Origin of the sequence: Sphingomonas oligophenolica (assembly GCF_039522915.1) — a bacterium.
GTDB lineage: Bacteria > Pseudomonadota > Alphaproteobacteria > Sphingomonadales > Sphingomonadaceae > Sphingomonas > Sphingomonas oligophenolica.
The window spans coordinates 144,770-169,910 of sequence record NZ_BAAAEH010000035.1; the positions used below are offsets into that span (position 1 = coordinate 144,770).

The window sequence follows — 25,141 nt, forward strand, 5'->3', positions numbered from 1 at the left end:
CGCGATTGTCGCATTCATACCGCGCGCAAATCCTGATCCCATCCGCTGCGATGCGCTAAAGCTTCCGCTTCAAGCACGCGATCACGGCGTGCGGCGAGCGAGAGAGTGCATGGCGGACATCAAGAAAAGCTTCCCGCTGCCGAGTTCGATCGCGGTGGTGCCGGGGACCGAGGCGGCGCAGGCGGCCTATCCCTATTACACCCAGTTCGTGCCCGAGGACGACGAGCGCTTCTGGTTCTACAATTCGATGCATTTCCCCGAGCCGATGCACCATTTTGACATGGTGACGGCTGAGGCTGCCTATTGCGCGCTGGGGGCTTTCAACACCCGCGTCCATGTGCTGCCGACCACCAAGGGGATCGACCACCGCATCATCAATGGCCGTGTCTATATCGGCGGCGTCGCGGTAACCGATCCGGTGGAGATCGCCGAACGCCAGATCCTTTTCCAGCAGCGCGCCTTTTACTATTACGAGCATTGGGAGCGCCTCTACGACCAGTGGAAGGTCAAGATGAAGGTGCTGATCGCCGAGGCGCAGGCGCTGCCGGCGGTCGAGCTGCCGGACTGGGAGCCGATCGAGACGACGCATAGCGGCAAGGGAGTCGCCGCCAATCACGCGCTCATCGACATCTATCGGAAGCAGCTCGAGGGCTATTTCCGGATGTGGCAGCACCATTTCGAGTTCCTGCTGCTCGGCTACGGCGCCTATCTGACCTTCTTCGATTTCTGCAAGCGCGCCTTCCCGGAGATTTCCGACCAGACCGTCAGCCGCATGGTGGCCGGCATGGAAGCCGAGATCTTCCGCCCCGACGAGGAAGTGCGGCGACTCGCGCGCTGCGCGGTCGAGCTCGATGTCGACAGCGTATTTCAGGAGGGGATGAGCGTAGACGAGGCGCTCGACGCGCTCGATCGGGCGGGCAACAAGGGCAAGGCCTGGCTGGAGGAGCTCGAGACCAGCCGCAATCCGTGGTTCAACGTCAATGTCGGCGACGGCTTCTACCATTATCATCGCTCGTGGAACGACGACCTGTCGATGCCGCTCTCGGCGCTGCCCGGTTACATCGCCAAGGTGCGCGCCGGAGAGTCCATCGACCGCCCGGTCGACCAGCTTATTCGCGAGCGGGAAACGCTCGTCGCAGACTATCGCGAGCTGCTCGACAGCGACGAGGATCGCGCGACCTATGACCAGCTGATCACGCTCGCGCACCTCGTCTTCCCCTATGTCGAGGGGCACAAATTCTACTGCGAGCATTGGTACACCAACCTGTTCTTCAACAAGATCAGGGAGTTTGGCGCGCTGCTCGCGGCGAACGGCTTCTTTGCCGAAGAGGCCGATGTCTTCTACCTCACCCATTACGAGCTGGAGAGCGCGATCATCGATCTGTCGCTTGCCTGGTCGAGCGGGTCGAAGCCGCTTGGGCCGAAGCGCTGGCCTGCGATCGTCGCGGAACGCAAGCAGGCGATCGCCGCCTGGGCGCAGAACCGCGTGCCGCCTGCGCTTGGCGCGGTGCCTGACGTGATCGACGACCCAGCGATCGTGATGCTGTGGGGCATCACGCGCGAGACTCTCGATTCCTGGCTGAATGGTGACGACGAAGGCGACAGCAACGAGTTGAAGGGTTTTGCTGCCTCCTCCGGGGTGGTCGAAGGGCTCGCCCGGGTCGTGACGTCGGCGGCCGAGATCGGCACGCTGCGCCAGGGCGAGATCCTGGTCTGCCAGGTGACCAATCCGAGCTGGGCGCCGATCTTCCAGAAGATCGCCGCCGCCGTCTCCGATATCGGCGGATCGATGAGCCATATGGCGATCGTCGCGCGGGAATATGGCCTGCCCGCCGTGGTCGGCACCGGCTCGGCGACGCAGCGCATCCGCACCGGCCAGCGCATCCGTGTCGACGGTGGGCGCGGCGTGGTGACGATCCTCGACGCGGAACGGGTGCCGGAAGATGCCTGAGGCGATTGCCTGGTTTCAGGATGTCGGGATCGACGATCGGCCCAGCGTCGGGGGCAAAGGCGCGAGCCTTGGCGAACTGACCCGGGCTGGCATCGCCGTGCCGCCCGGCTTCGTCGTGACGACCCGCGCCTTCGAGCTGTTCCTTGAGGCCCTGGAAGCACGGGCACCGGTCCGCGCGCGGATCGAGACATGCGATGCGCACGATCTCGCTTCAGTCACCGCGCTGGCAAAGGAGCTGCGCCAACGCGTTGTCGTTGAGCCGCTGCCCGACGAGGTCGAGCAGGCGCTGCTTGCCGCGCATCGTGATCTCTGCGGCGAAGGTGGGGTGCCGGTCGCGGTGCGCTCTTCGGCGACCACGGAGGATGCGGCCGATGCGAGCTTTGCGGGTCTCCAGGACACGTTCCTCTGGGTGATCGACCCCGCCGATCTGGTGGCACGCGTGCGCGAGTGCTGGGGCAGCCTCTATTCAGTCGAGAGCATCACCTATCGCCGCCGGCAAGCGTTGCCCGAAGCCGGCGTCGCGATGGGGGTCGTCGTGCAGCGCATGGTCGATGCGCAGGTCGCCGGCGTGATGTTCACCCGCAGCCCGACGACCGGGGACAAGTCGGTCATCACAATCGAGGGCGCCTGGGGCCTTGGCTCGTCAGTCGTCTCGGGCGAAGTGACGCCCGATCGCTGGGTGATCGGCAAGATCACCGGCGAGATCTCGGCTCGCGACATTTCCGACAAGCATGTCGAGCACGTCCCCGTCGCCAGCGGCGGGACGGAGGAGCGGCCGGTTCCCGACGGCCGCCGCAGCATCCCGTGCCTCGACGATGACACGCTTCAGAAGCTGCGCGAGGTGGGGCGGCGCGTCGAGCGCCACTATGGCGCGGCGCAGGATATCGAATGGGCGGTCGATCGCGACGGCGCGATCATGTTGCTGCAGAGCCGGCCCGAGACAGTATGGTCGACCAAGGCGACCGCGCCGGTCGCGCCGCCGCTGGCCAATCCGCTGGCCCATGTCATGGGTGTGTTCGGGGGACGGCGATGACGCTCAATGCTGCCGATGTCGATCGGATCATGCAGCTCCTCGAGGCGTCGCGCTTCGACCGGCTGAACCTCGAGATGGATGGGCTGAAGCTCGAGCTGGTGCGGAGCGGCGCCGCGCCTGCGCCAAGGCCGGCGCCGCCGCCTTCGCAACCGGCCGCACCACCGCCCGAACCCGTCATCACCGCCAGTCGCGAGGCCGGGCTCATCGAGATCCGGTCGCCGCTCCTCGGCATCTTCTACCGCGCGCCGAAGCCCGGGGAGCCGCCCTTTGTCGAGGTCGGCAGCCGCGTGGAGAAGGACAGCATCATCGGCATCATCGAGGTGATGAAGCTGATGAACACCGCGCGGGCGGGCGTGGCGGGGGAGATCGTCGAGATCCTCGGCGCGAACGGCGAACTCGTCGAGCATGGCGAGGCGCTGATGCTCGTCCGCCCCGAGCGCTGAGCCGTGGTGATCGGGCGCCTGTTCATCGCCAATCGCGGTGAGATCGCGGTGCGCATCATCCGTACCTGCCATACGCTCGGTATCGAGACAGTGCTCGGCGTCTCCGAGGCGGATCGCGGCTCGCTCGGCGCAACGCTCGCCGATCGAGTCCTGTGCCTCGGGCCGTCGCAGCCGTCGCTCAGCTATCTGAAGGTCGATACCGTGGTGCAGGCGGCGCTCGCATCGGGGTGCGAGGCGATCCATCCCGGCTATGGCTTCCTGTCCGAGCGGGCCGAGCTTGCGCAGCTGTGCGAACGGGAAGGGATCATCTTCGTCGGCCCGACCGCGGACCAGATCGAGGCGGTGGGGGACAAGCTGCGCGCGCGATCGGCAGCCGCGGCAGCCGGCGTTCCCATCATTCCCGGTGGTTCAGCGGCGTCGCACGAGGAAGCGCGGGCGCTGGCCGAGACGATCGGCGTGCCGCTGCTCGTCAAGGCAGCGGGCGGTGGCGGCGGACGCGGCATGAAGCTCGTCGAGCATCAGGCCGACCTCGCCGCGACGATGGCGATGGCGAGTGCCGAGGCCGAGGCGGCGTTCGGCGACGCGCGCGTCTATCTCGAACGCTATGTGGCACAGGGGCGCCACATCGAGGTGCAGGTCCTGGGCGATGGGGCAGGGCAGGTCGTCCATCTCGGCGAGCGCGACTGTTCGGTCCAGCGCCGCTACCAGAAGCTGATCGAGGAAAGCCCGGCGCCGCATCTGCCGCCGGCGACGCGCGCGGCGATGCACGAGGCAGCGGTCCGCTTCTCGGCGCGCCTGTCCTATCGCGGCGCCGGCACGGTCGAGTTCCTCTACGACGTGCCGCGCGACGCCTTCTACTTCCTCGAGATGAACGCGCGTATCCAGGTCGAGCATCCGGTGACCGAGGCAGTGACCGGCGTGGATCTCGTCGCCGAGCAGATCGCGATCGCCGAGGGTAGCGGACTTCGGTTCGCCCAGTCCGATATCGGCTTCTCCGGGGCCGCGATCGAGTGCCGGATCAACGCCGAGGACCCGGCGCGCGACTTCGCGCCCTCGCCCGGCAAAGTGACCACGGCCCGCTGGCCGGAAGGCGACGACATCCGGGTCGATACCCATATCGTCGACGGCGCGCCGATCCCGCCCTTCTACGACTCGATGATCGCCAAGATCATCGCCCACGGCCCCGACCGGGCGGCGGCGCTGGCGCGGTTGCGCGCGGCGCTTGGCGAGGCGCGGATCGAGGGGGTGGCCACCAACCTCGCCTTCCAGGCGCGTGTGCTGGCCGATGCCGAGTTTGCGACGGGCGGGGTCGATACGGGCTTCCTTGCGCGCTTCCTCGACCGCGAAACGGTCGCTGCCTGATGGCCGCCATCCGCCTTGTCGAGACCTCGCTGCGCGACGGCAACCAGTGCCTGTGGGGTGCGCTCGGCGTCGATACCGCGCGGACGCTGGCGATCGCGCCGGTGATGGAGCGTGTCGGCTACCATGCGATCGACTTCACCACCTCGACTCATATGGGCGTCGCGGTCCGCTTCAAGCAGCAGGACCCGTGGGAGCGCATCCGGCTGATGGCGGCTGCGTGCCCGACGACGCCGCTGCAGTTCCTCTCGACGGGCTTCCGCTTCATCTCCTGGGAGACGGCGAGCCCGGAGTTCATGGCGCTCGCCTTCGCCACGCTCGCCCGCAACGGCATCCGCCGCTTCGCGCTCGCCGATCCGATGAACGACGCCTCCGCCAATGCCGAGGCAGCGCGGATCGTGAAGCGGGTGGGCGGGGAGCAGGTGATCGGTGCGCTGGTCTTCACGCTGAGCCCGATCCATGACGACGCCCATTATGCCGCCGCGGCGCGGACGATGGCGGCGAGCCCCGATATCGACGCCCTCTACATCAAGGATCCGGGCGGGCTGCTCAGCCCCGAACGCGCGCGGACGCTGATCCCGGCGATCCTCGCCCAGATCGGCGACAAGCCGCTCGAACTCCATGCCCATTGCACGATCGGGCTTGCCGATCTGACCTATCTGGAAGGCGCGGCGCTCGGCGCCTCGGCGCTGCAATGCGCGAGCGGGGGCGCGGCCGACGGCACGTCCAATCCGCCGATCGAGCGGATGGTGCGGAACCTGCGCGAACTCGGCCATAGCGTCGATGTCGATGATGAAGCGCTGGCAAGCGTCGGGCGCTACTTCGCTGATCTCGCCGCGGCGGAAGGGCTGCCGACCGGCGCGCCGATGGCGTTCGACGCGGGCTATGTCCGCCACCAGCTGCCCGGCGGGATGGTGGGCACGATGCGCCGCCACCTCGCCGATCACCGCGTGCCGCATCTCGAAGGTGCGGTGGTCGAGGAACTGGCGCGCGTCCGCGAGGAGCTTGGCTGGCCGATCGTGATGACGCCGTTCGCGCAGATGCTTCAGACCCAGGCAGTGATGAACGTCACCGGCACCGAGCGCTATGCGACCATCCCCGACGAGATCGTCCGCTTCGCGCTTGGCCGCTTCGGCCGGCCCAACCGCCCGATCGCGCCCGAGGTGATGGACCGCATCCTGTCCTCGTCACGAGCCCGCGAGCTTGCCGCGGAGCCGGAGATGGCGCCGCTTGCCGAGCTACGACAGCGCGTCGGGATGGGCCTTTCGGACGAAGAGTTCCTGCTGCGTGCGACCATGCCCGGCGCGATGATCGATGCAATGCAGGCGGCCGGGCCGGCGCCGCGCACCTATGATCCGAAGACGCGCCCGATCATGAAGCTGGTCGAACAGCTGCTCGCGCGCACCGACCTGACGCGGATCACCGTCGAGAAAGCCGGCTTCCGCCTCGTGCTGGAAGGCGGCGGATGAACGGTCACCTTCCACCGGCCGGCGTGATGTTCGATCTCGATGGCACGCTGATCCTCAGTGACCGGTCGCTCGGCGGCTATCAGCTGCTGCCCGGCGCGGTCGAGCTGTTGACCGAGTTGCAGCGGCGCGACATGCCGTTCCTCGCGCTGACCAACGGCAGCGCCTATCCCGCCGCGCAGCAGGCGCCGCGGCTGCGCGCGCTTGGGCTGCCGATTGCCGACGACCGGCTCTTCACCCCCAACAGCGTCGCGGCGCGGCTGTTCGCGGAGCGCGGGCTGAGCCGGGTCATGGTGCTCGGCACCGATGGCGTGAGAGCGGCGCTCGAGGCCGAGGGCATCGCCACCTGCGCGCCCGGCGATGATGGGGCGGACGCGGTCTATATCGCCTGGCATCCGGACTGCACGATGGAGCATATCCACGCCGGCGCGGCCGCCGTGCTCGATGGCGCCGCGCTCTTCAGCGCGTCCGACGTTCCCTTCTTCGCCAGCAAATCGGGCCGGGCGTTCGGGTATAGCTGCGCGATCGGCGGCGCGATCGCGCGGGTGACCGGGGTCGAACCCGAAGTGACGGGCAAGCCCTCGCAGCACGCGCTGCGCTTCGTCGCCGAGCGGCTCGGCGTGCCGGTCGATCGCGTCGCCGTCGTTGGCGACGATCCCAAGGTCGAGACCGGCATGGCGCGCGTGGGCGGTGCGATCGGGATCGGCGTCACCACCGGCACAACCAGCGCCGCCGAATGGGCGGCGGTGCCGGCCCATCAGCGCCCGCACGCCGTGATCGGTGGCGTGGGCGACCTCGCCTCTCTCCTCTTCGATTCCCCGGGAGTGTCACGCTGATGCGCAGCATCGACTATTTCGACAAGCAGGCCGGGCTGACGCCTGACCGGACCGTCCTGATCGCGGGCGATACGCGCTACAATTATGCCGAAATGAGCGCGCTGTCGCATCGCCTGGCGGGCGCGATGCGTGCGGATGGCCTCGAGCATCAGGCCCCGGTCGCGATCCTGTCGCCGAACCATGGCGCGGTGGTCACGACCCTGCTGGGGCTGTGGCGCGCCGGCGCGGTGTGGATCCCGGTCAATGCGCGCAACGCGCTCGATGCCAATATCGACTATCTCGCCTATGTCCGCGCCCAGTGGCTTTTCTACCATTCGAGCCACGCCGAAGAGGCGCGCGAGATCCAGCGTCGCGTCCCCTCGATCCGCCGGCTGATCTGCCTCGACGCAGCTGAGAACGGCAACCCCTCGCTCGATCAGTTCATGCTCCCGCCCGGCGCGCCCTCCGCGCCGGATCTCGGCGATCCGACCGGCAATCTCGACGAGGTGACCGCGATCATCGCTACCGGCGGCACCACCGGCCGGGCCAAGGGGGTGCGGGTGATGAACCGCAGCTGGGGCACGATGCTCGAGACGATCGGCGCGCTGATGCCGGCCGATCATCCCGTCTTCCTCGCCACCGCGCCGCTGACCCACGCCGCCGGGCCGTTCACCATGGCGGGGATCGCAATGGGCGCGACAGTGGTCGTCCTGCCGACCTTCGATGCCGGGGAGGTGATGCGCGCGATCCAACAGCACCGCGCAACCCATATGTTCCTGCCGCCAACGGCAATGTACACGATGCTGGCGCATCCCGAGGTGCGTGCGTTCGACTATTCGAGCCTGCGCTATTTCCTGCTCGCCGGCTCGGCTGTCTCCCCCGACAAGCTGCGCCAGGCGGTGGATGTGTTCGGCCCCAGCCTGTGCCAGAGCTACGGCCAGACCGAATGCCACCTCGTCGCGACCTGGCTGCCGCCCGAGACGGTCGCGGCCGCGGCACGGGGCGATCATCCCGAGCGGCTCGCGAGCTGCGGTCGCGCGACCTACTCGGTACGCGTCGAAATCATGGACGACGATGGCGAGCTCCTGCCGCCCGGCGAGGTCGGCGAGATCGTCGCGCGGGGCGGCATTGTCGGCGGCGGCTATTTCGAGCTGCCGGAAGCGACCGCCGAGACATGGGCGCATGGCTGGCACCATACCGGCGATGTCGGCCGGCGCGACGACGACGGCTATTTCTACATCGTCGACCGCAAGAAGGACATGATCGTCACCGGCGGCTTCAATGTGTTCTCCGCCGAGGTGGAGGCAGCGATCATGGAATTGCCCGAAGTGGCTGAAGCGGCGGTGATCGGCGTGCCCGATGAGAAATGGGGCGAAGCGGTGGCCGCCCTCGTCGCGCTACTGCCCGGCGCGACCTTGTCCGCCGACGCGATCAAGGCGCATTGCAAGGCCCGTCTCGGCAGCGTGAAGGCGCCCAAGGCAGTGCATTTCCGCGACAGCATCCCGCGCACGCCAGTCGGCAAGCCCGACAAGAAGGCGATGCGCGCCGAGTTCTGGGCGGGCGCCGGGCGCAACGTGAACTGAGGTCGGCGCCTGAACTCATCCGGCAGTTGTTCGGGGCGATTCCGCTGTTCCCGTTGTTCTCCGCGAATTTTAATTTTCCCCGCTGTTATGTTGGATCTTGAACCCGGTTTTTTCTGCGTGTTGTCAGAAGCTTACGGAAGATCCCGCTGTTATTGATTAACAGCGGGGAACAGCGGGAAGGAACAGCGCGCCGGGGCGCGATAACAGCGGCTGAACAGCGAGGAACAGCGGCATAACAGCGGGGCGGTTCGCCATGACGGCGGCGAACCGTCGTCCTATCTCGTCATGTCAAAGAGCAGGGCGGGATCAATGCAGCATTCCGTCCGCGGATACGGTCTCACGATCTCGGCAAGGGTTGAATCGGACCGGTCCGTGCGACCTCCCTGCTTCCCCGGTCTTCGCCGGGGAAGGGGAAGGGCAAAATACGCATCTGAGCGGGATGTATGCTGAACAAGTCCGGCGTAACGAAGTGATGGGGCATGAACGAGTCAGGTCCTGCTGGTCTCGCGCGACGCGGCCCGACCGACAAGCTGCGCCTCCGACACCCACACGCCGTGAACCTGGGGCCGCATCCTGACCGGCACCGGCACGCGGGCGACCGGGCCCGCCGCGATATTGGCGGCGTCGATCACCCAGAGCTCGGACTCGAACAGGGCCTCACCGGTGCGGCGATCCACGACCGCGAGCAGCCAGCCGTCATGCCCTTCGCGCGAAGAGGGGATATGGACGGGTTCGCTGATCGCCATTTCGGGGTCGAGCCCCAGCATCTCGACCCGGCCATTGCCGGGCTCGATGCGGAGCAGGGCGTTGAATGCAGCACCGACCGGCCCGCCGGGCAGCGGCGGGCCGCCTTCGGGGTTCATGCTGCAATAAAAGGCGAAGCGATACGGCCTGCCCTGATCGACATCGCGCAACCGGGGCAGGTCGCCGGGCGGGCCGATCGGACGTTCCTCGAAACTATCGCCTGGCTTCGAAAGATCGAAGGTCCAGCGGGTCAGCGCCCCCTTGATTTCCCATGGCTGGCGCTCGATGCCGCCGGCTTCGCGCATGAAGGCGAAAGCATTGGTGTCGGTCAGGCACAGGTCGAGATGGACGAGCTCGCCATCGTCAAAGGCATTGATGAGATGGAAGGCGGAGACGCCCTTTGGCCCCTTGAACCAGCGCATCTCGCTGACGTCGCCGCGGCGCGGCATGATGCCGACCCAGCTTTCAAGCGCCTGCTGATGCGCCCAATGCGGGCCGCCCGCCTTCAGCCGGTCGAGATCGGCGGTGGTCGGGAAGATCGGAAAGATCGCATGGCGCTCGGTGATCGCGAAATCATGGACGCTCGCGCAATAGGGCGCCTCGAACCATTGCTCCGACACCAGCTTTCCGTCGCGATCAGCGATGCAATAGGCGATGTCCCGGCTGCACAGGCCGGCCGCCTCATAGCCGAAGAAGAACATCTCGCCCGTCACCGGGTCGATCCGCGGATGCGCGGTGAACGTCTCGGATCGAAGCGCGCCATAATAATCCCAGCGCCCGATCGTCTCGAGCGTCTCGGGATCGATCTCATAAGCAAGGCCGTCTTCCTTGGTCATGAAGAGCCGGCCCGCGTGCCAGACCGGCGTCGTGTTCGCGACCGTCCTGTCGCGGCCGGCGACCGAGGGATCGTCGGTGTACGGGTTGCGATAGCGCCCGAACAGGGCGCGCCGCGCGGCGCGCTCGAGCTTGAATCGCTCGGTCTCGACATAGCGGATGTCGTAATCGACCTGCCCGCCCTCGAACCGGAAGCGCGAGACCATGCCGTCGCCTGAGAGCACGACATCGTCCTCGTACATCGGGACATGCGCGGGGTCGGGCACCGCCCGGAAAAAGGCGCCGCGAATATCGTCCGGGATCGTGCCGATCACCTCGAGATTGCGGATCGAGCTCTCGATTCGAGACGGCGTGTTGAGGCCGGTGAAGTGAATCGTCCGCGGAAATGCCGTCATGATTTCTCTCTCCTGCAACACCGGCTTGTGCCCGGATTATCAAGCGCTACTGTATGCGAAGCAAACAATAATCGCACGGAGAAACGAGCATGAAAATCGCGGTGATCGGGGCGAGCGGCAATGTCGGGCAGCGCATCGTGGCTGAGGCGCTGGGCCGCGGGCACGAGGTGACGGCGATTGCCCGCAAGCGACCGGCCGGCGATCCCGTTAAAGGCGTGGAGTGGAAAATCGCCGATCTCGCCGATCCCGCCGCAACGGCGGCGGCGCTTGCCGGGAGCGACGCAGTCGTTCTGTCGGTGCGGTTCGGCGACACCGACTTCGATCGCGCGCTGGAGGCTGTCAGGCGCTCGGGCGTCAAGCGGCTGCTGGTCGTCGGCGGCGCTGCCTCGCTCGAGATCGCGCCGGGCAAGGTGCTGCTCGACCAGCCCGACTTTCCCGATTTCATCAAGCCGGAGGCGACGCCGGCGCGCGCCGCGCTCGATCGCCTGCGCGGGGAGACCGAGCTCGACTGGACCTTCCTGTCGCCCTCGATGATGTTCGGCCCGGGCGAGCGCACGGGCGTATTCCGGCTCGGCGACAACGCGCTCCTCACCGCGGCGGATGGCAAGAGCCATATCAGCTATGAGGATTATGCCGTGGCGATGCTCGACGAGATCGAGCAGCCCAGGCATTCGCGGGCGCGGTTTACGGTGGGGTATTAGGACGGATCGGAGCCCTCTTCCTCTCCTTTGGGAGAGGATACGGAGACTTGAGAGCGCAGCGATCTAGTCGGAGTTGGTGAGGGGCTCCGGGAGCTCTCGATAGCTCCTGGAGCCCTTCACCAAGTTTCGCTAGGCAGCAAGCTGCCAAGCTACACTATCAGTTTTGGCTGGAGGCAGGTCGAAATGCCCCCCGGGCATTTCTCAATCATGTGGGGGCATGATTGTCCTGCCTCAAGCCAAAACTCCCAAAGGAGAGGAATCTAACCCTAATCACCCAGCCGCTTCGGCGGGTATTGCGTCTTCGGGCAGGTTGCCGATCACCGATTTCACTTCGAGGAATTCCTCGAGTCCGAACTTGCCGAATTCGCGGCCATTGCCCGATTGCTTGTAGCCGCCGAACGGCATGTCGAAGGCGAGCCCGCCGGCGTTGACGAAGACAGCGCCGGCCCGGATCTTCGGGACGATCTTCTTCGCTTTGGCGGGGTCGCCGGCGATATAGGCGCCGAGGCCATAGGGCGTGTCGTTGGCGATCCGCACTGCATCGTCATCGTCCTTGTAGGGCATGATGACGAGCACGGGGCCGAAGATCTCCTCCCTGGCGATCGTCATGTCGGGCGTGACGTTCGAGAAGACGGTCGGCTTCACATAGAAGCCCGTCTCATGCCCCTCGGGCCGGCCGGTGCCGCCGGTGACCAATGTCGCGCCTTCGTCGATGCCCTTCTGGATCAGCCCCTGGATCTTGTTCCACTGGCTCTCGTTGACGACCGGGCCGATATGATCGCCCTCGGCCAGCGGATCGCCGACCTGCTTGGCGGCGAACATCGCGCCGACCTTCTGCGCCGCCTCGTCATGCTGGGAGGTGTGGACCAGCATCCGGGTGGGCGCGATGCAGCTTTGCCCGGAATTGAGCAGCACACCGCCGACGCCGCCCGGCAATGCCTGGTCGAGCGGGGCGCCCTCGAGGATGATGTTGGGCGATTTGCCGCCAAGCTCCTGCGCCACGCGCTTGACGGTATCGGCTGCGTTCTTGGCGACCATGATGCCGGCCCGGGTCGAGCCGGTGAAGCTGATCATGTCGATGCCGGGATGCTTGGCGAGCGCAGTGCCGACGCCCGGGCCGTCACCCTGGACGAGATTGAAGACGCCGGCCGGCACGCCCGCCGCATCCATCACTTCAGCGAAGATCGCGGCCGAGCTCGGCGCTTCTTCGGACGGCTTCAGGATCATCGTGCAGCCAGCGGCGAGTGCTGGGCCGACCTTGGCGACGATCTGGTTCATCGGCCAGTTCCACGGCGTGATCAGTGCGACCACGCCGATCGGCTCGCGGACGACGGTATTGTCGCCGATCTTCTCGCTGAAATCATAGGCTTCGAGCGCCTTCAGCGCATTGGCGAGATGCCCCATGCCGGAGCCGGCCTGCGCGGTCTTGGCGATCGAGATCGGGCAGCCCATCTCGGTCGCGATGGCTTCGGCGATGTCGGGCACGCGCTTGCCATATTCAGCCATCACCCGCTGGAGCAGTGCGATGCGTTCCGCCTTGGATGTCTGCGAGAAACTCTCGAAGGCGCGCCGCGCCGCCTTCACCGCATCGTCGACATCCTCGGCGGTGCCCAGCACGATCTCGGACGCAACGCCCTCGGTCGCCGGGTTGATCACCTGGTGCTTGCGGCCGCCCTTGCTGTCGACCCAGCGGCCGTCGATGTAATTTTGCAGATAGCTTTTCATGGTAGGTCCTTCTCGGGGGTGTCAGGCGGGCAGCAGGCCCAGATCGGCATCGGTGGCGGGGGTGCCCCATTTGTCGGGTGGCGGCATCGGTCTCGTGTCCCACGCCGGATCGAGCGTGAAGCTGGATATGGTGCGCCCTTCCGGGATTTTCCCGTTTCCGCCGCCCTGGGTGTAATCATAATAAAGCGTCATCAGCTCGCGGTGGCTGTGATGGCGCTGGACGACCGGATGGCCGAGCGTCGCATCGCGCCAGCGCAGCACGCGGGTGAGCGAGCCGGGAACCTCATAATCCTCATAATATTCGAGAAACCAGAGCCGCTTGAACATCGGCGCGAAGGCGATCTCGGCCCAGCCAAAGGCATCGAAGAGGAAATCGCGATCCGGCGCATAATGGCGCAGGAAAGAGTCGAGCCGCGCATATTGGGCGTCGACCTCGGCAACATGCTCGTCGCGCTTCGACCGGTCGCGGTTGAGGATCATGCGATAGCCGGCGCCGCTGAACTGGCCGTCGGTGGCGCACAGCATTCCCTCGATCGCATGCTCGTACGGATCGCGCCGCGCCACCGGGCGCGCGGGAAAGCGATCCTCGACATAGCGCATGATGACCATGCTTTCCTTGAGGGTCGCGCCATTTTCGAGCTCGAGCGCTGGAAGCGCTGTCGTGCCGAGCGTCTTGGCGAGCAGCCAGTCCGGGCGCGGCCTGGAGATGTCGATCTCGTGATCGGCCATGATGCCGTCGAGGCCCTTCAGGTCGAGCAACAGCTCGACCCGCTCGGAGAAGGGGCAGCCGGGGATGTGATACATCCGAAGCGCATTGCCCCTCGGTTCGTCGCTCCAGCCCATGGTCGTTCCCCTCAGGCCGCCGTGACTGGCTCGGGCATCGGCGTCGTGCCAGCGCCGCGGTTAAGCGGCGCGGGGGCCGCGCCCGCGCCGTTCCTGGCGAACGGCTCGGGGTCGCCGTCGCGCAGTTGCAGCCCGAACAATGTATGCATTCCGGGATGGCGTCCAAGCCCGCCATAGAGATCGAAGCCGCGATCGAGCCAGTCGCGCAGCGGATCGTCCGCGGTGAGCGGTGGCGTGGTGGCGACTGATCCGGTCCACAGGAACACCGCGAGCGCGGTATAGTCGGCGAAGTTGGGCGTATCGCCGCCGAGCCACGGCGTCTCGCGCAGCAATTGGCGCAGCGGCTCGAGCGTGGGCGGCACCAGCGGCAATCGGTCTTCGCGGCCGGCCTGTACAGCCTCCAGCTTCTGGCCGCCGAGGAACATCGTTTCGCGGGTCGTGCGGACATAATGATGGTCATGCGGATAGGACAGATTGTGATAGTCGAGGATGTAACAGCGGAACCACGGCCCGATCGCGGTGCGCCACAGCCAGCCATCGATGAACTTGGTCAGCACTTTCATGCTCGGCCCTTCGAACAGCATCGGCCGGTCGGGATAGGTCTCGTCGAGATATTCAGCGATCAGCCAGCTATCGAGCACCCATTTGCCGTCATCGACGATCGCGGGAAGGCGCTCGGTGCGCCCGCCGGTGCGCTCGAGGATGCCGGTGAAGCCGCCGGGCACGAGATCGACCTCGAACCCCTTGTGCGCAAGCGCATAGCGGGTGCGCCAGACGAACGGGCTGATCGTGCAGCCCGAGGCAAGGTTGAGATCGTAGAGGGTGATGCGATTGTCCTGCGCCATGCGATACTCCTCAGGCTGCCGGCACCGGCGTGCGTGCCGGCATTTCGCTTTTCGACTTGGCGAACATCGCCTGTGCGGCCGGGCGAGCGTTGATCCGCTCGATCCATGCGACGAGGTTGGGCGTTGCTTCGCGGTTCACGACCTCGGCAAAGCCGAACTGCATGCCGTTCGCGATGGCGAAATTGCAGATATCGGCAAGCGTATAGTCGTCGCCGGCGAGCCAGGGCGATTCCGAAAGCCGTTTTTCGAGCCGGTCGACCGAAACCCGTACCTTGCGCATTTCCTCGTCGAGGACCGCCTGCGGGAAGCCGGCGCGGGCGTTCCGCCATTTCGCCTGCTGCTCGGGGATCGGGATGTGCTTCATCTTCTCCTCGAACTCGGCATCGGAGAGCTTGCGCGCCATCGGGCCGATCATCCGCTCCCAGCCGATGGTCGAGACGCACCAGCAGAAATATTCGTCGACCCATTTCGTCCAGACCCGCATCTCGGCGGTCACGACCGGATCGGTCGGCCTGAGCCTGATCGCGTCGGGAAAGGCGTCTTCGAGATATTCGCAGATCACCGTCGATTCAGTGATGATATGGCCGTCATGGTCGAGTGCCGGCACCTGTCCGCGCGGATTGATCTTCTTGAACCACTCCTCGTGATGTTCGAAGCGGGTCGGGTCGACGAAGCGAGGGGTGAATTCCAGGCCCTTTTCATAAAGCGCGAGCAGCGGTTTGAGCGAGTTCGCGGCGGGGCCGAAACTGTACAATGTCAACATCAGGCTTTTCTCTCCGTTGCCGATGTTGGTGGCGGGCCGGGCCCGGGCTCGCAAGTCGTCTGGCTATACTATCACCCGGACTAACTGTGCGGGCGGCTGTCAGTGGCAATGATAGCGCAGCGGCTGTCCTTGCGGGCGTGCGAGCGCTTTGCTTGATGGGGGCAGGCGCGATGCGCGATGGATGGAGAGAGAGCATGATCGAGTTGCTGACGTCGGAGACGCCGAACGGCTGGAAGGTGTCGATCATGCTGGAGGAGCTCGGCGTGCCGTACAAGGTAACGCCGATCTCGCTTACCGACCGCGTGCAGAAGGAGGATTGGTATGTCGCGCTTAATCCCAATGGGCGGATCCCGACCCTCATCGATCATGACGCGGGCGATTTCGCGATCTTCGAATCGGGCGCGATCCTGATCTATCTCGCGGAGAAATTCTCCCGTTTCCTGCCGACCGACACGAAGGGCCGCAGCCGCGTGATCCAGTGGCTGATGTGGCAGATGTCGGCGCTCGGCCCGATGATGGGACAGGCGACCGTCTTCAACCGCTATTTCGAGGAGAAATTGCCCAAGGTGATCGATCGCTATGTGCGCGAGAGCCGGCGGCTGTTCGAGGTGATGGACACAACGCTCGCCGGGCACGACTATCTCGCCGGCGACTATTCGATTGCCGATATCGCCTGTTTCCCCTGGGTTCGCGGGCATGACTGGGCACAGGTCGACATGGGCGGCCTGGAGAATCTGCAGCGCTGGTTCGACAGGATCGCCGCGCGGCCGGCGGTGCAGCGCGGGCTGCTCGTCCCCGCACCGCCGAAACCCGAGGAGATGGCTGAAAAGACGATCCAGCAGGGCAAGAACATCCTGGCCTGATCGGCCGACGGGAGAGGGCAATGGCAACGATCATCACCAGGAGCGCCCCGGGCGCGGCGATCGAAACGACGATCGATTATCTGCTGCCGACGTCGCGCATCAACCGGCGCTTCTGGGCGCCGGGGCGCGAGCTCAATACGGGCGAATACAAGCCCTATCCGGTGACGATCCGCAACGCGCGCCTCGCGCCGACGCCCTTCACGCTCGACGAACATGGCTTCTGCCTGTCGCGGCACCGGAGCGGGGTCGGCGATTTCCGAGATGTCGAGGCAGTGAAGGCCTATCCGGCCGAGGTGGCCGAGGTCGCAAAGGCGCTGACCGGCTGCGATCTCGTCGTCCCGATGGGCGGGCAATTGCGCTCGCCGGTGATTTCGGGTGCCGGAATCCAGCCGCCCGCGGCCGAGGCGCATGTCGATTTCAATACGACGACAGCGCACCGGATCGCCGCCGCGCTCTATAACAAGGCGGTGCCCGGCGGGCCGGGTTTCACCCGCTTCATTGCCTTCAGCCTGTGGCGGACCTTTTCCGAGCCGCCGCAGGACTGGCCGCTCGCCCTGTGCGAATTCGGCAGCGTCGGGGACGAGGACGCGGTCGCCAATGTGAAGGTCGATGTCGACGAGATTCCCGAGGGCGACGCGCTGTTCGCGCCGATCGAGGGGGAGGACGAGATGGCCGCCGCCACCATCTTCCACTACAATCCGGCGCATCGCTGGTGGTATTTCCCCGACATGACCGCGGATGAGGTGATCTTCATCAAGTTTCACGACAGCGATCACAGCCGCGCCTGGCGCGCGCCGCATACGGCGTTTCACGATATCGGCCGGCCCGACGCGAAGACCCGCGAAAGCTACGAGTTTCGTGCGATCGCCTATTTCTCGCAATAGCCCGCGTCAGCGATCCAGCGCCATATCGTTCAGCCGTGCGAGCCGCTCGGCGCTCGCCTTGTCGATCGGCGCGAACAGGATGAGCCGCTGCCCCGGCGCGCCCTCGACCGCATAGGACGAATGCCAGAAGCCGATGTCGCCGACATCGGGCATCACCGCGATGTTGACGTGCTCGAAATAGGGCAGGATCTCCGACTCCTGCCAGCACTCGCGGAACAGTTCGGAGTGCTCCATCATCTCGGCGATGATCTCGTCGAAAATCTCGGGCTTCGACGTCCGGCTGTAATCCCATTTGAAGCGGGCGACGAGGCGCTGGCCCATGGCGCGGAAACTGTCCGGATCGACCCGGTAGCGATCCTCGAGCATCAGGATCTTGAAGAGATTGCGCTTGCTGCGCGGCAATTGGTCGTAATCGCGAAAAGTGCGGGCGACGAGCGCGTTCCAGCCGATCACCGTCCAGTCCTCGACGATCACCAGCGCGGGGATCGAGAGGCTGTCCATCATGTGCTGCGTGGCGGGGCGGATTTCCTCGTCGATCTGGGTTTCGAGCGGCGGCGGGCGATGCTGCGCCAGCGCGAAGAGGAATTCGCGCTCGGTCGCGTCGAGCCGCAGCGTCCTGCCGAGCCGCTCGATCATCGGTACCGAGAGGTGGACTTCGCGGCCCTGCTCGAACCAAGTGTACCAGGTGACGCTCATTCCGGCGAGCGCCGCCACCTCCTCGCGGCGCAGGCCCTTGGTCCGGCGGCGCTCGCCGGGCGGCAAGCCGGCGTCGGCCGGGGACAGGCGCGCGCGCGCCGATTTCAGGAAACGGGAGAGTTCTTCGCGATGCGCCATATCTTATCCAGTTACTCCCAATGATGGCACACCAAACCGTCTAGTCCGATTTTGCGCGTTCTGCGACTCCGCGCAACAGGGCGCGCAATATATCGCTGCGCTGCAGGAGAGTGAGCGTGGCGGACAAGACCTTTATTACCTGTGCAGTAACCGGCAGCTCGCCGATTCCGAACCATCCCAATTTTCCGTTCAGGCCCGATCACGTCGCATCCGAAGCGCTGGCCGCGGCCGAGGCGGGCGCCGCGATCATTCATCTCCATGTCCGCGATCGCGAAACCGGCGTGCCGTCCCAGGCGCTCGACGATTATCGCGAGGTGGTGGGTCTGATCCGCGCGAAGAACGATGCGGTGATCCTCAACGTCACGACCGGCCCGGGCTGCACCTGGATGCAGAGCGACGAGGATCCGGCGGTGTGCGGCCCGGGCACGCTGATGTTCACCGCCGAGCGGCGGCTCGAGCATATCCTCGATCTCAAGCCCGACATGTGCACGCTCGATATCTGCACGATGCAATTATGGGGCGGGGTTGCGATCAACCTCGATCCGATGATCACCAGGATGGGGCACATGATCCAGGATGCCGGCGTGCTGCCCGAGATCGAATGTTTCGAGGCGGGCGATTTCGTGTTCGCCGACGATCTGATGGCGAAGGGCGCCATCCCGAAGAACGCGCCCTTCTCGTTCGTGCTGGGCACCAAATATGGCCTGCCGGCGACGCCCGAGGCGATGATCTATTCGAAGAACCAGATCCCGCGTGGTGCACCATGGACCGGCTTCGGGGTCAGCCGGCATTCCTTCCCGATGGCGGCGCAGGCGGTGCTGCTCGGCGGCAATATGCGCGTCGGCTTCGAGGACACCGTCTATCTGCGGCGCGGGCAACAGGCTGCCGACAATGCCGATCTCGTCCGCTGGGGCGTCGACCTGGTGGATCGACTCGGCGGCGACATCGCCAGCGTCGAGGAGACGCGGGCGATGCTCGGCCTGAAACACTAGAACATCACAAGGGAGAGGAAGAACATGGCCGAACAGGCTGCAATAGCGCCGATGGCTGACGTCGCCGGCAAGACCGCCTTCATTACCGGCGGCGCGAACGGTATCGGGCTCGGCATTGCGCGCGCGCTGGTGGGGGCGGGGGCGAAGGTCGTGATCGCCGATATCCGCGAGAGCGCGCTTGCCGAGGCCAAGGCATCGCTCGGCGCCGACGACCGGGTCGAGACGGTCCAGCTCGACGTGACTGACCGTCCGGGCTTCGCGCGCGCGGCCGACCAGGCCGAGGCGCGGTTTGGCAAGATCCATTTGCTGATCGGCAATGCCGGCGTCGGGATCATGGGCCCGATCGTCGATGCGCGCTACGATGACTGGGACTGGGCGATGGGCGTGAATTTCGGGGGCGTGATCAACGGCCTCGTCACCATCTTGCCGCGCATCAGGGCGCATGGCGAGGGCGGGCAGATCGTCACCACCTCGTCGCAGTCGGCGCTGATCCCGATCCCCTTCTCGGCGACCTATACGGCCGCCAAGGCGGCGGTGCTGGGGCTGTCGGAGGCGATCCGCGGCGAGCTGGCGGCCGAGAATATCGGCGTTTCAGCCTTCATGCCGGGGCCGGTGCAGAGCAATATCGCGATGTCGGGCGAGCTGCGGCCGGACGAATTCAAGGCCGATAGCGGCTATGTGAAGCGCGAGGAGGAGCTCGAGAGGCGCCCGATCTCGCCGCTCTGGATGACGCCGGACGAAGTGGGCGAGCGCGTGCTGGCGGGCATTCGCGCGAACGACCTCTACATCCTCACGCATCCCGAGTTCGCCAAGGGCATGCGCACGCGCTTCGACGCGATCCTCGCCTCGATGCCCGACGAGCCGATCAACCAGGAGCGCGCCGAGGCGATCGGTTTCCTGCTCGGCAACAAGGTGTTCGACGAGCAGCTCGCGCGGCGGACAGCCACGCCGGTGACCTTCGAGGAGAAGGTGGCATGACGAAGGTCGCGGGACGCACCGCCTTCATCACCGGCGGCGGGTCGGGAGTCGCGCTCGGCCAGGCGAAAGTCTTTGCCGAGGCGGGCTGCAAGGTCGCGATCGCCGATATCCGCCAGGACCATCTCGACGAAGCGATGGCGTATTTCGACGGCACTGATTTCGAGGTGATGCCGGTCAAGCTCGATATAACCGACCGCGCCGCCTATCGGGCGGCCGCCGACGCAGTCGAAGCGAAGCTCGGGCCGGTCGAATTGCTGTTCAACACGGCCGGCGTCTCGATCTTCGGGCCGCTCCAGAACGCGACCTATGACGATTGGGACTGGCAGCTCTCGGTCAATCTCGGCGGCGTGATCAACGGCATCCAGACCTTCGTGCCTCGGATGATCGAGCGGGGCAATGGCGGCCATATCGTCAACACCGCATCGATGTCGGCGTTCGTCGCGCTGAAGGGAACGGGCATCTACTGCACGTCCAAGATGGCGATCCGCGGGCTTTCCGAGTGCCTGGCGCTCGACCTGGCAGATCACGGCATCGGCGTCTCCATGCTGTGTCCGGGTGCGGTCAACACCAACATCCACGAAGCCGTGCTGACCCGGCCGGCGCATCTGCAGGAGACCGGCTATTATGGCGCCGATCCCGAGGTGTTCGCGCATCTTAAGCGTGTGATCCAGGTCGGGATGGAGCCCGAAACGCTGGCGAAATATGTTCTCTCCGGTGTCGAGGCAGACCAGCTCTACATCCTGCCCTATCCGGAATTCCGCGGCACGCTGGAGGAAATCCACGAGCGGGTGATGGCCGCCCTGGCCAACCCCGAGGACGATCCCGAATATGAGGCCCGCGCCGCACATGGCGTGCCGGGCGGGCAGAAGAAGGAGCCGGCGTAACGCTGGGCCGCCTCATACCAGGGTACGGTGATCGAAGCCTATGAGCCCCTCCCCTTCCGGGGAGGGGGAATGGGCAGCGCTTCATGAACCTCGGTATTACGCCGCCTGGGCGAGCATCAGGGCCAGGAGCTGCTCGGGCTGATCGCCCATGACATTATGGGTCGCGTCGGCGCGGTGGACCTCCCAGGCGGGGTCGGCGGCGACCCTGGCGTGGAAGCCGGCGAAGGGCGTCGGCTGCCAGCTCTCCGCGAAGACGTAGATGCGGCGGCCGACCTTCGCTTCCTCGCCGGTGAAGTGCACCGGCTGGATCAGGGTGAGCAGCGGATGCCGGCCGACGCCTGTCCCGGTGACGCCGGGCAACGGCGCGACAAGCCCGGGCGTATCACGCTGCGCATTGATATAATGGCGATGCTCGAACTCGCCGGTGATGTCCCAGAGCGACTGGCCGTCTTCGGGCAGGAAGGCATCGATATAGACAAGCGTGTCGATCCGCGCGCCGAGCCGGGTCGCCACCCCGGTCACGACCATCCCGCCATAGCTGTGCCCGACCAGGACGAAGCGGTCGAACCCGGCTTCCTCGATCTGCTCGACGACATCGGCGACATGGCGCGACAGGTCGATCGCCGGGGAGAGCTCGGCCGCGCGCGTGCCGAGCCCGGTCAGCGCGGCGACGACGACGCGGTGACCGGCGGCACGGAGCTCGGCGGCGAGCCGATCATAGGCGCGGACGCTGCCCCAGGCGCCGTGGACAAGGACGTAATCGGTCATGCCGGCTGAGTCGTCCGCCAACCCTGGTGATAGGTTTCGCGCGCGACGCGCGAATAGGGGATCGAGCTGACGATCGCGCGGACTTCGATCTGCTTGTGCGGCTCAACCGTCGTCTTGCGGGTGCCGCCATTGGGTTCGCCCCACACGACGCGCACTTCGCTGCCTACCTCGATCGAGGGGTCGATGGTGGCGAGGCTGAGCGCGCTCTTCTCGTTGAAGCTGTAGCCGGTGAACATCGAGACACCGAGCGCCTTCCCCGAGGCGTCCTTCACGAGGTCGTAGTTCGACGAGGCATAGTTCGCCAGCGGCAGATCGAAGAACTTGTACTGCTCGCCATCGGGGTCGAACAGCGAGGCGAAGATCGCCGCCATGTCCTCGGGGTTCCAGGCCAGCGTCACCTTCTTGCGCTGCGTCGACGGATCAATCGCCTCGAGCGCCTCGCGGCCGTGGAAATCATGGTCGAACTTGACGAACGGGCCGTAGCCGAGTTCCCAGGGATTGAGATAATAATCCTCGATCCGGTCCGAGACGAAGCTGCCGCCGATCGAGCCGGTCGCCTCATAGCTGTCGGCGCCGAGCCATTCGCGATACGCCTTCAACTTCTCGCCGGTGTAGATCGCGGGGAGCGGGGAGGGGATCCAGCCCGATTCGAGCGTGTTCGACGGATAAGCGCGGCTGCCGCACGGCACGATGCCGAATTCCTTGCCCGCCTCGAGGATCGCGCCGCGGATCTCCTCCTGCTCGTCATAAGGGCCCCAGATTTCGAGCCCGGGCGCGCCCGACATGCCGTGGCGCAGCGTCCGCACCTTGCGGCCGGCAATGTTCATCTCGCTCATGTTGAAGAATTTGAGCTGTTCGAGCGGTCCGCCATGGAGCTTCTCGATGATCGCCCAGGCATTCGGGCCCTGGATCTGGAAGCGCCAGTTGACCCGCTTCACCGGCTTGCCCATCGGGCGCGACGGGCTGCGGTCGTCCTTGAGGATCTGGACGTCATAGCCGCCGGTCTCGGCCTGGAACATCAGCCAGTTCGCCGCCGGCGCGCGACCGACATAGACGAACTCCTCTTCGGCCAGCCAGAAGATGATGCCGTCGCCGATGACATGGCCATAGGGCGTGGTCGGCACATATTGCTTGGCCTTGTTCACGCTCCAGCCCTTGGGCGAGTTGATCATCGTGTCGGTCAGCAGCTTGAGGGCGTCCTTGCCGCTGATGAACAGGTCGACCATGTGGTGCGACTGGTCGAACAGGACGGCGCTGTGCTGCCAGGCCCATTGCTCGGACCGCCAGTTGTGGAATTCGGCGGCGACCACGGGATAGACATAGGCGCCGAGCTGCGAATTGCGCAGCATCTCGACTGGGTTGCCCGCCGCATTCAACACGTCTTCAAGATTGCCTGCCATCGATTCTCTCCTGTCTGTGCTGCTCATCCGTTTCCCGGTGGCGAGCGAAACTGTGTGGCCGACTCATAGAATAATCTGTATGCAACGCAAACGATTCTGTACAAAAAAGGAGAGGGTCCGATGTCGGTGGAAGCGCTCGATCACGTCAATGTGGTAACGGGCGATCTCGATCGCGCCGAAAGCTTCTATCGCGCGCTGCTGGCGCTCGAGACGCGCCCGGCGCCGCCACCGCTCACCCATGACACCGCCCGCTGGATGTTCGACACATCGGGTCGCGCCGTGCTGCATCTGAACAGCCTCGATCTGCCGCGGCTGTTCGATCGTGACATGGCGCCCGGCCCGACCGGCGCGCTTCACCATGTCGCCTTCCGGTGCACAGGGTATGACGACACGCTTGCGCGGATTTCGGCGATGGCGCTCGATCACCGCCGCAACGAGGTGACCGCGATCGGCCTGCGCCAGCTCTTCGTGGCCGATCCCGACGGGCTATTGCTCGAACTCAATTTCTTCGGCGATTAGCGCGCATGGCCTGACCAGGTGCGCAACCCTGGCTCGGTATGGTCGGGCATCGAAAGCGCTTGCTGCATCGCCGGCCGCGCCGTCACCCGATCGCGCCATTCGACGAGCCGGGGAGCACGCGTGGCGATCTCCTTCTCGGGGAACATCCGCTCAACCATCATCCCGCAATGCGAATAGAAATTGATGTCGGCGAGCGTGTAGCTGTCGCCGGCCAGCCACGGTGTTTCGCCAAGCTGTTTCTCGACCTTCGCCACGGCATAGTCGATCTTCTCGCTGGCCAAAGCGAGCTGCTCCTCGGAAAAGCCCGAGCGCGCCGCCTTCCATTTCGCGCGCTGGTCGGGAAGCGGGATACGCGCCATCATCTCCTCGAAATCCCCGCTCTCGATCTTGCGGGCGATGATGCCGACCATCCGGTGCCAGCCATGCATCGAGACATGGTTCATCACATGTTCGTCGACGAACTTGTTCCAGTACCGCATCCGCGCATTGCCCTCGGGCGTATTGGGCCGCAGCGGCGGAGCATCGGGAAAGGCGTCCTCGAGATATTCGTTGATGACGGTCGTGTGGGTGATGATCGTCCCGTCATGATCGAGCACCGGCACCTGCCCCTCGGGGTTGATCGCGACGAACCAGGGCTCGTGCTGCTCGAAGCGGTGAAGGTTCACATAGACGCTCTCGAAGGCGAGCCCCTTTTCGAACAGGGGCGCCATCGATTTCAGCGAATTGGCGAGCGGCTCGGCGTGATAATATTTTAGCGTCATGGGCCCCTCAGACGGTGAGCGTGGTGAGGATGCCGCCATCGACCGCCCAGGACTGGCCGGTGACATGGGCGGCGGCATCGGAAAGCAGGAAGGCGGCGACCTCAGCGACTTCTTCGGCGGTGCCGGTGCGCCCCTGCGGGGTGCGCGCCTGCATCGCGCCGAGCGCCTCCTCGCCGAGGTTCGCGAGCATCTCGGTCTCGATGAAGCCGGGCACGATGCAGTTGACTCGGACGCCGTGCGGCGCCGCCTCGACCGCGGCGGCACGCGCGAGGCCGAGCACGCCATGCTTCGACGCGACATAGCCGGGATTATGCGCCATGCCACGCTCGCTCGCCAGGCTCCCGGTGACGAGGATCGCGCCGCGGCGACGTTCGATCATGCCGGGAAGGACTCGCTGCATCGCCCAGAAAGGGGAGAGCAGGTTGGTGCGCAGCACCGCTTCGAACACCTCGGTCGAATAATCGACGAATGGGGCGAAGGCGCCGCCCGTGCCTGCATTCGCGAACAATCCGTCGATCGGGCCGAGCGCTGCCTCGGCCCGATCGAGGGCGGCGAGCACGGCCGGGCGATCGGAGACGTCAGCGGCGATGGCGAAAGTCTCGCCACCCGCCGCATCGCGTACTGCCGCCAGCGCTTCGGCGCGCCGGGCGATCAGCGATACCTTCGCGCCGCGCTTCGCCAGCAGGATGCCGGTCGCCCGCCCGATCCCCGAGGACGCGCCGGTAACGACGACATGGCGCCCCGCAAAATCGCTCATC

General features: G+C 65.8%; 24 protein-coding genes. 14 read left to right on the plus strand and 10 right to left on the minus strand.

Annotation, left to right across the window (positions count from 1 at the left end):
* Positions 1 to 109: 109 nt before the first annotated feature.
* The 7 genes from ABD050_RS16550 to ABD050_RS16580 are packed head-to-tail and all read left to right on the plus strand — an operon-like array spanning position 110 to position 8,650.
* The gene (locus ABD050_RS16550; RefSeq protein ID WP_343890593.1) at positions 110 to 1,951 is read left to right on the plus strand and encodes a PEP-utilizing enzyme; all 1,842 of its coding nucleotides are present in this window, start codon (positions 110 to 112) and stop codon (positions 1,949 to 1,951) included.
* The gene (locus tag ABD050_RS16555) at positions 1,944 to 2,984 is read left to right on the plus strand and encodes a PEP/pyruvate-binding domain-containing protein (RefSeq protein WP_343890594.1); all 1,041 of its coding nucleotides are present in this window, start codon (positions 1,944 to 1,946) and stop codon (positions 2,982 to 2,984) included. Before ABD050_RS16550 ends, ABD050_RS16555 begins: the two co-directional genes overlap by 8 nt.
* Entirely contained in the window at positions 2,981 to 3,427 is a 447-nt protein-coding gene (locus ABD050_RS16560; protein ID WP_343890595.1) for an acetyl-CoA carboxylase biotin carboxyl carrier protein, read from the plus strand. The genes ABD050_RS16555 and ABD050_RS16560 overlap by 4 nt, the downstream gene beginning before the upstream one ends.
* A 3-nt stretch (positions 3,428 to 3,430) precedes the next feature.
* A complete protein-coding gene (locus tag ABD050_RS16565) occupies positions 3,431 to 4,789 on the plus strand; it encodes an acetyl-CoA carboxylase biotin carboxylase subunit (RefSeq protein ID WP_343890596.1) in 1,359 nt (452 codons plus the stop codon).
* A complete protein-coding gene (locus ABD050_RS16570) occupies positions 4,789 to 6,255 on the plus strand; it encodes a biotin carboxyl carrier protein (protein ID WP_343890597.1) in 1,467 nt (488 codons plus the stop codon). The genes ABD050_RS16565 and ABD050_RS16570 overlap by 1 nt, the downstream gene beginning before the upstream one ends.
* Positions 6,252 to 7,088 carry an HAD-IIA family hydrolase gene (locus tag ABD050_RS16575; protein ID WP_343890598.1) on the plus strand — a complete coding sequence of 279 codons (837 nt, stop codon included), beginning with the start codon at positions 6,252 to 6,254 and terminating at the stop codon, positions 7,086 to 7,088. The genes ABD050_RS16570 and ABD050_RS16575 overlap by 4 nt, the downstream gene beginning before the upstream one ends.
* Positions 7,088 to 8,650: a class I adenylate-forming enzyme family protein gene (locus tag ABD050_RS16580; RefSeq protein WP_343890599.1), complete on the plus strand. Its 1,563-nt coding sequence runs from the start codon at positions 7,088 to 7,090 to the stop codon at positions 8,648 to 8,650. The genes ABD050_RS16575 and ABD050_RS16580 overlap by 1 nt, the downstream gene beginning before the upstream one ends.
* 488 nt (positions 8,651 to 9,138) lie before the next feature.
* On the opposite strand, the gene nov2 is transcribed toward ABD050_RS16580, so the two are convergent.
* Entirely contained in the window at positions 9,139 to 10,623 is a 1,485-nt protein-coding gene (gene nov2 / locus ABD050_RS16585) for a lignostilbene-alpha,beta-dioxygenase NOV2 (protein WP_343890600.1), read from the minus strand.
* Between the two features lie 89 nt (positions 10,624 to 10,712).
* Here nov2 and ABD050_RS16590 point away from each other — a divergent pair, with 89 nt between their 5' ends.
* Positions 10,713 to 11,324: an NAD(P)-dependent oxidoreductase gene (locus tag ABD050_RS16590; protein WP_343890601.1), complete on the plus strand. Its 612-nt coding sequence runs from the start codon at positions 10,713 to 10,715 to the stop codon at positions 11,322 to 11,324.
* Between the two features lie 270 nt (positions 11,325 to 11,594).
* Here ABD050_RS16590 and ABD050_RS16595 read toward each other — a convergent pair whose 3' ends face one another.
* From ABD050_RS16595 to ABD050_RS16610, 4 genes are read right to left on the minus strand one after another with little or no spacing between them, the layout of a single operon-like run.
* Entirely contained in the window at positions 11,595 to 13,049 is a 1,455-nt protein-coding gene (locus ABD050_RS16595) for an aldehyde dehydrogenase family protein (RefSeq protein ID WP_343890602.1), read from the minus strand.
* Between the two features lie 21 nt (positions 13,050 to 13,070).
* The gene (locus ABD050_RS16600) at positions 13,071 to 13,892 is read right to left on the minus strand and encodes a glutathione S-transferase family protein (protein WP_343890603.1); all 822 of its coding nucleotides are present in this window, start codon (positions 13,890 to 13,892) and stop codon (positions 13,071 to 13,073) included.
* 11 nt (positions 13,893 to 13,903) lie between these two features.
* Complete coding sequence (locus tag ABD050_RS16605; RefSeq protein WP_343890604.1) at positions 13,904 to 14,737, minus strand: beta-etherase; 834 nt, start codon at positions 14,735 to 14,737, stop codon at positions 13,904 to 13,906.
* 10 nt (positions 14,738 to 14,747) lie between these two features.
* Entirely contained in the window at positions 14,748 to 15,500 is a 753-nt protein-coding gene (locus ABD050_RS16610; RefSeq protein WP_343890605.1) for a glutathione S-transferase family protein, read from the minus strand.
* 194 nt (positions 15,501 to 15,694) lie between these two features.
* Between ABD050_RS16610 and ABD050_RS16615 the strand changes: the two genes are divergently transcribed.
* The gene (locus ABD050_RS16615; RefSeq protein WP_343890606.1) at positions 15,695 to 16,363 is read left to right on the plus strand and encodes a glutathione S-transferase family protein; all 669 of its coding nucleotides are present in this window, start codon (positions 15,695 to 15,697) and stop codon (positions 16,361 to 16,363) included.
* A 20-nt stretch (positions 16,364 to 16,383) separates the two neighbouring features.
* Complete coding sequence (locus ABD050_RS16620) at positions 16,384 to 17,247, plus strand: CmcJ/NvfI family oxidoreductase (RefSeq protein WP_343890607.1); 864 nt, start codon at positions 16,384 to 16,386, stop codon at positions 17,245 to 17,247.
* A 6-nt stretch (positions 17,248 to 17,253) separates the two neighbouring features.
* Here the strand turns inward: ABD050_RS16620 and ABD050_RS16625 are convergent, their stop codons facing one another.
* Positions 17,254 to 18,081: a helix-turn-helix transcriptional regulator gene (locus tag ABD050_RS16625; protein ID WP_343890608.1), complete on the minus strand. Its 828-nt coding sequence runs from the start codon at positions 18,079 to 18,081 to the stop codon at positions 17,254 to 17,256.
* A 116-nt stretch (positions 18,082 to 18,197) separates the two neighbouring features.
* Between ABD050_RS16625 and ABD050_RS16630 the strand changes: the two genes are divergently transcribed.
* From ABD050_RS16630 to ABD050_RS16640, 3 genes are read left to right on the plus strand one after another with little or no spacing between them, the layout of a single operon-like run.
* Positions 18,198 to 19,073, plus strand: coding sequence for a beta-keto acid cleavage family enzyme (locus tag ABD050_RS16630; protein ID WP_343890609.1), 876 nt, complete (start codon positions 18,198 to 18,200; stop codon positions 19,071 to 19,073).
* Positions 19,074 to 19,097: 24 nt separating this feature from the next.
* On the plus strand, positions 19,098 to 20,051 hold the full coding sequence (locus ABD050_RS16635) for an SDR family oxidoreductase (RefSeq protein ID WP_343890610.1): 954 nt from the start codon (positions 19,098 to 19,100) through the stop codon (positions 20,049 to 20,051).
* Positions 20,048 to 20,935: an SDR family NAD(P)-dependent oxidoreductase gene (locus ABD050_RS16640; RefSeq protein WP_343890611.1), complete on the plus strand. Its 888-nt coding sequence runs from the start codon at positions 20,048 to 20,050 to the stop codon at positions 20,933 to 20,935. Before ABD050_RS16635 ends, ABD050_RS16640 begins: the two co-directional genes overlap by 4 nt.
* 96 nt (positions 20,936 to 21,031) lie before the next feature.
* Here the strand turns inward: ABD050_RS16640 and ABD050_RS16645 are convergent, their stop codons facing one another.
* Positions 21,032 to 21,703 (minus strand): alpha/beta fold hydrolase, encoded by a 672-nt coding sequence (locus tag ABD050_RS16645; RefSeq protein WP_343890612.1) that lies wholly within the window; start codon positions 21,701 to 21,703, stop codon positions 21,032 to 21,034.
* Positions 21,700 to 23,103 (minus strand): vanillate/3-O-methylgallate O-demethylase, encoded by a 1,404-nt coding sequence (ligM, locus tag ABD050_RS16650; RefSeq protein WP_343890613.1) that lies wholly within the window; start codon positions 23,101 to 23,103, stop codon positions 21,700 to 21,702. Before ligM ends, ABD050_RS16645 begins: the two co-directional genes overlap by 4 nt.
* Before the next feature lie 120 nt (positions 23,104 to 23,223).
* On the opposite strand from ligM, the gene ABD050_RS16655 reads away from it, so the two are divergent.
* Positions 23,224 to 23,622, plus strand: coding sequence for a VOC family protein (locus ABD050_RS16655; protein ID WP_343890614.1), 399 nt, complete (start codon positions 23,224 to 23,226; stop codon positions 23,620 to 23,622).
* On the opposite strand, the gene ABD050_RS16660 is transcribed toward ABD050_RS16655, so the two are convergent.
* Both ABD050_RS16660 and ABD050_RS16665 read right to left on the minus strand, forming a co-directional pair.
* Positions 23,619 to 24,383 (minus strand): glutathione S-transferase family protein, encoded by a 765-nt coding sequence (locus ABD050_RS16660; protein ID WP_343890615.1) that lies wholly within the window; start codon positions 24,381 to 24,383, stop codon positions 23,619 to 23,621. The genes ABD050_RS16655 and ABD050_RS16660 overlap by 4 nt on opposite strands.
* A gap of 7 nt (positions 24,384 to 24,390) precedes the next feature.
* Positions 24,391 to 25,140, minus strand: a complete 750-nt coding sequence (locus ABD050_RS16665) for an SDR family NAD(P)-dependent oxidoreductase (RefSeq protein WP_343890616.1) — start codon at positions 25,138 to 25,140, stop codon at positions 24,391 to 24,393.
* Position 25,141: the final 1 nt, after the last annotated feature.

Bases quoted from the DNA above. Each gene is read 5' to 3' on its own strand.
- ABD050_RS16620 (WP_343890607.1), top strand. From the start codon at position 16,384: ATGGCAACGATCATCACCAGGAGCGCCCCGGGCGCGGCGATCGAAACG.
- ABD050_RS16600 (WP_343890603.1), bottom strand. From the start codon at position 13,892: ATGGGCTGGAGCGACGAACCGAGGGGCAATGCGCTTCGGATGTATCAC.
- ligM (WP_343890613.1), bottom strand. From the start codon at position 23,103: ATGGCAGGCAATCTTGAAGACGTGTTGAATGCGGCGGGCAACCCAGTC.
- ABD050_RS16575 (WP_343890598.1), top strand. From the start codon at position 6,252: ATGAACGGTCACCTTCCACCGGCCGGCGTGATGTTCGATCTCGATGGC.
- ABD050_RS16655 (WP_343890614.1), top strand. From the start codon at position 23,224: ATGTCGGTGGAAGCGCTCGATCACGTCAATGTGGTAACGGGCGATCTC.
- ABD050_RS16640 (WP_343890611.1), top strand. From the start codon at position 20,048: ATGACGAAGGTCGCGGGACGCACCGCCTTCATCACCGGCGGCGGGTCG.
- ABD050_RS16550 (WP_343890593.1), top strand. From the start codon at position 110: ATGGCGGACATCAAGAAAAGCTTCCCGCTGCCGAGTTCGATCGCGGTG.
- ABD050_RS16660 (WP_343890615.1), bottom strand. From the start codon at position 24,383: ATGACGCTAAAATATTATCACGCCGAGCCGCTCGCCAATTCGCTGAAA.
- ABD050_RS16625 (WP_343890608.1), bottom strand. From the start codon at position 18,081: ATGGCGCATCGCGAAGAACTCTCCCGTTTCCTGAAATCGGCGCGCGCG.
- ABD050_RS16595 (WP_343890602.1), bottom strand. From the start codon at position 13,049: ATGAAAAGCTATCTGCAAAATTACATCGACGGCCGCTGGGTCGACAGC.
- ABD050_RS16615 (WP_343890606.1), top strand. From the start codon at position 15,695: ATGATCGAGTTGCTGACGTCGGAGACGCCGAACGGCTGGAAGGTGTCG.
- ABD050_RS16605 (WP_343890604.1), bottom strand. From the start codon at position 14,737: ATGGCGCAGGACAATCGCATCACCCTCTACGATCTCAACCTTGCCTCG.
- ABD050_RS16560 (WP_343890595.1), top strand. From the start codon at position 2,981: ATGACGCTCAATGCTGCCGATGTCGATCGGATCATGCAGCTCCTCGAG.
- ABD050_RS16555 (WP_343890594.1), top strand. From the start codon at position 1,944: ATGCCTGAGGCGATTGCCTGGTTTCAGGATGTCGGGATCGACGATCGG.
- ABD050_RS16635 (WP_343890610.1), top strand. From the start codon at position 19,098: ATGGCCGAACAGGCTGCAATAGCGCCGATGGCTGACGTCGCCGGCAAG.
- ABD050_RS16570 (WP_343890597.1), top strand. From the start codon at position 4,789: ATGGCCGCCATCCGCCTTGTCGAGACCTCGCTGCGCGACGGCAACCAG.
- ABD050_RS16645 (WP_343890612.1), bottom strand. From the start codon at position 21,703: ATGACCGATTACGTCCTTGTCCACGGCGCCTGGGGCAGCGTCCGCGCC.
- ABD050_RS16665 (WP_343890616.1), bottom strand. From the start codon at position 25,140: ATGAGCGATTTTGCGGGGCGCCATGTCGTCGTTACCGGCGCGTCCTCG.
- ABD050_RS16610 (WP_343890605.1), bottom strand. From the start codon at position 15,500: ATGTTGACATTGTACAGTTTCGGCCCCGCCGCGAACTCGCTCAAACCG.
- ABD050_RS16580 (WP_343890599.1), top strand. From the start codon at position 7,088: ATGCGCAGCATCGACTATTTCGACAAGCAGGCCGGGCTGACGCCTGAC.
- nov2 (WP_343890600.1), bottom strand. From the start codon at position 10,623: ATGACGGCATTTCCGCGGACGATTCACTTCACCGGCCTCAACACGCCG.
- ABD050_RS16590 (WP_343890601.1), top strand. From the start codon at position 10,713: ATGAAAATCGCGGTGATCGGGGCGAGCGGCAATGTCGGGCAGCGCATC.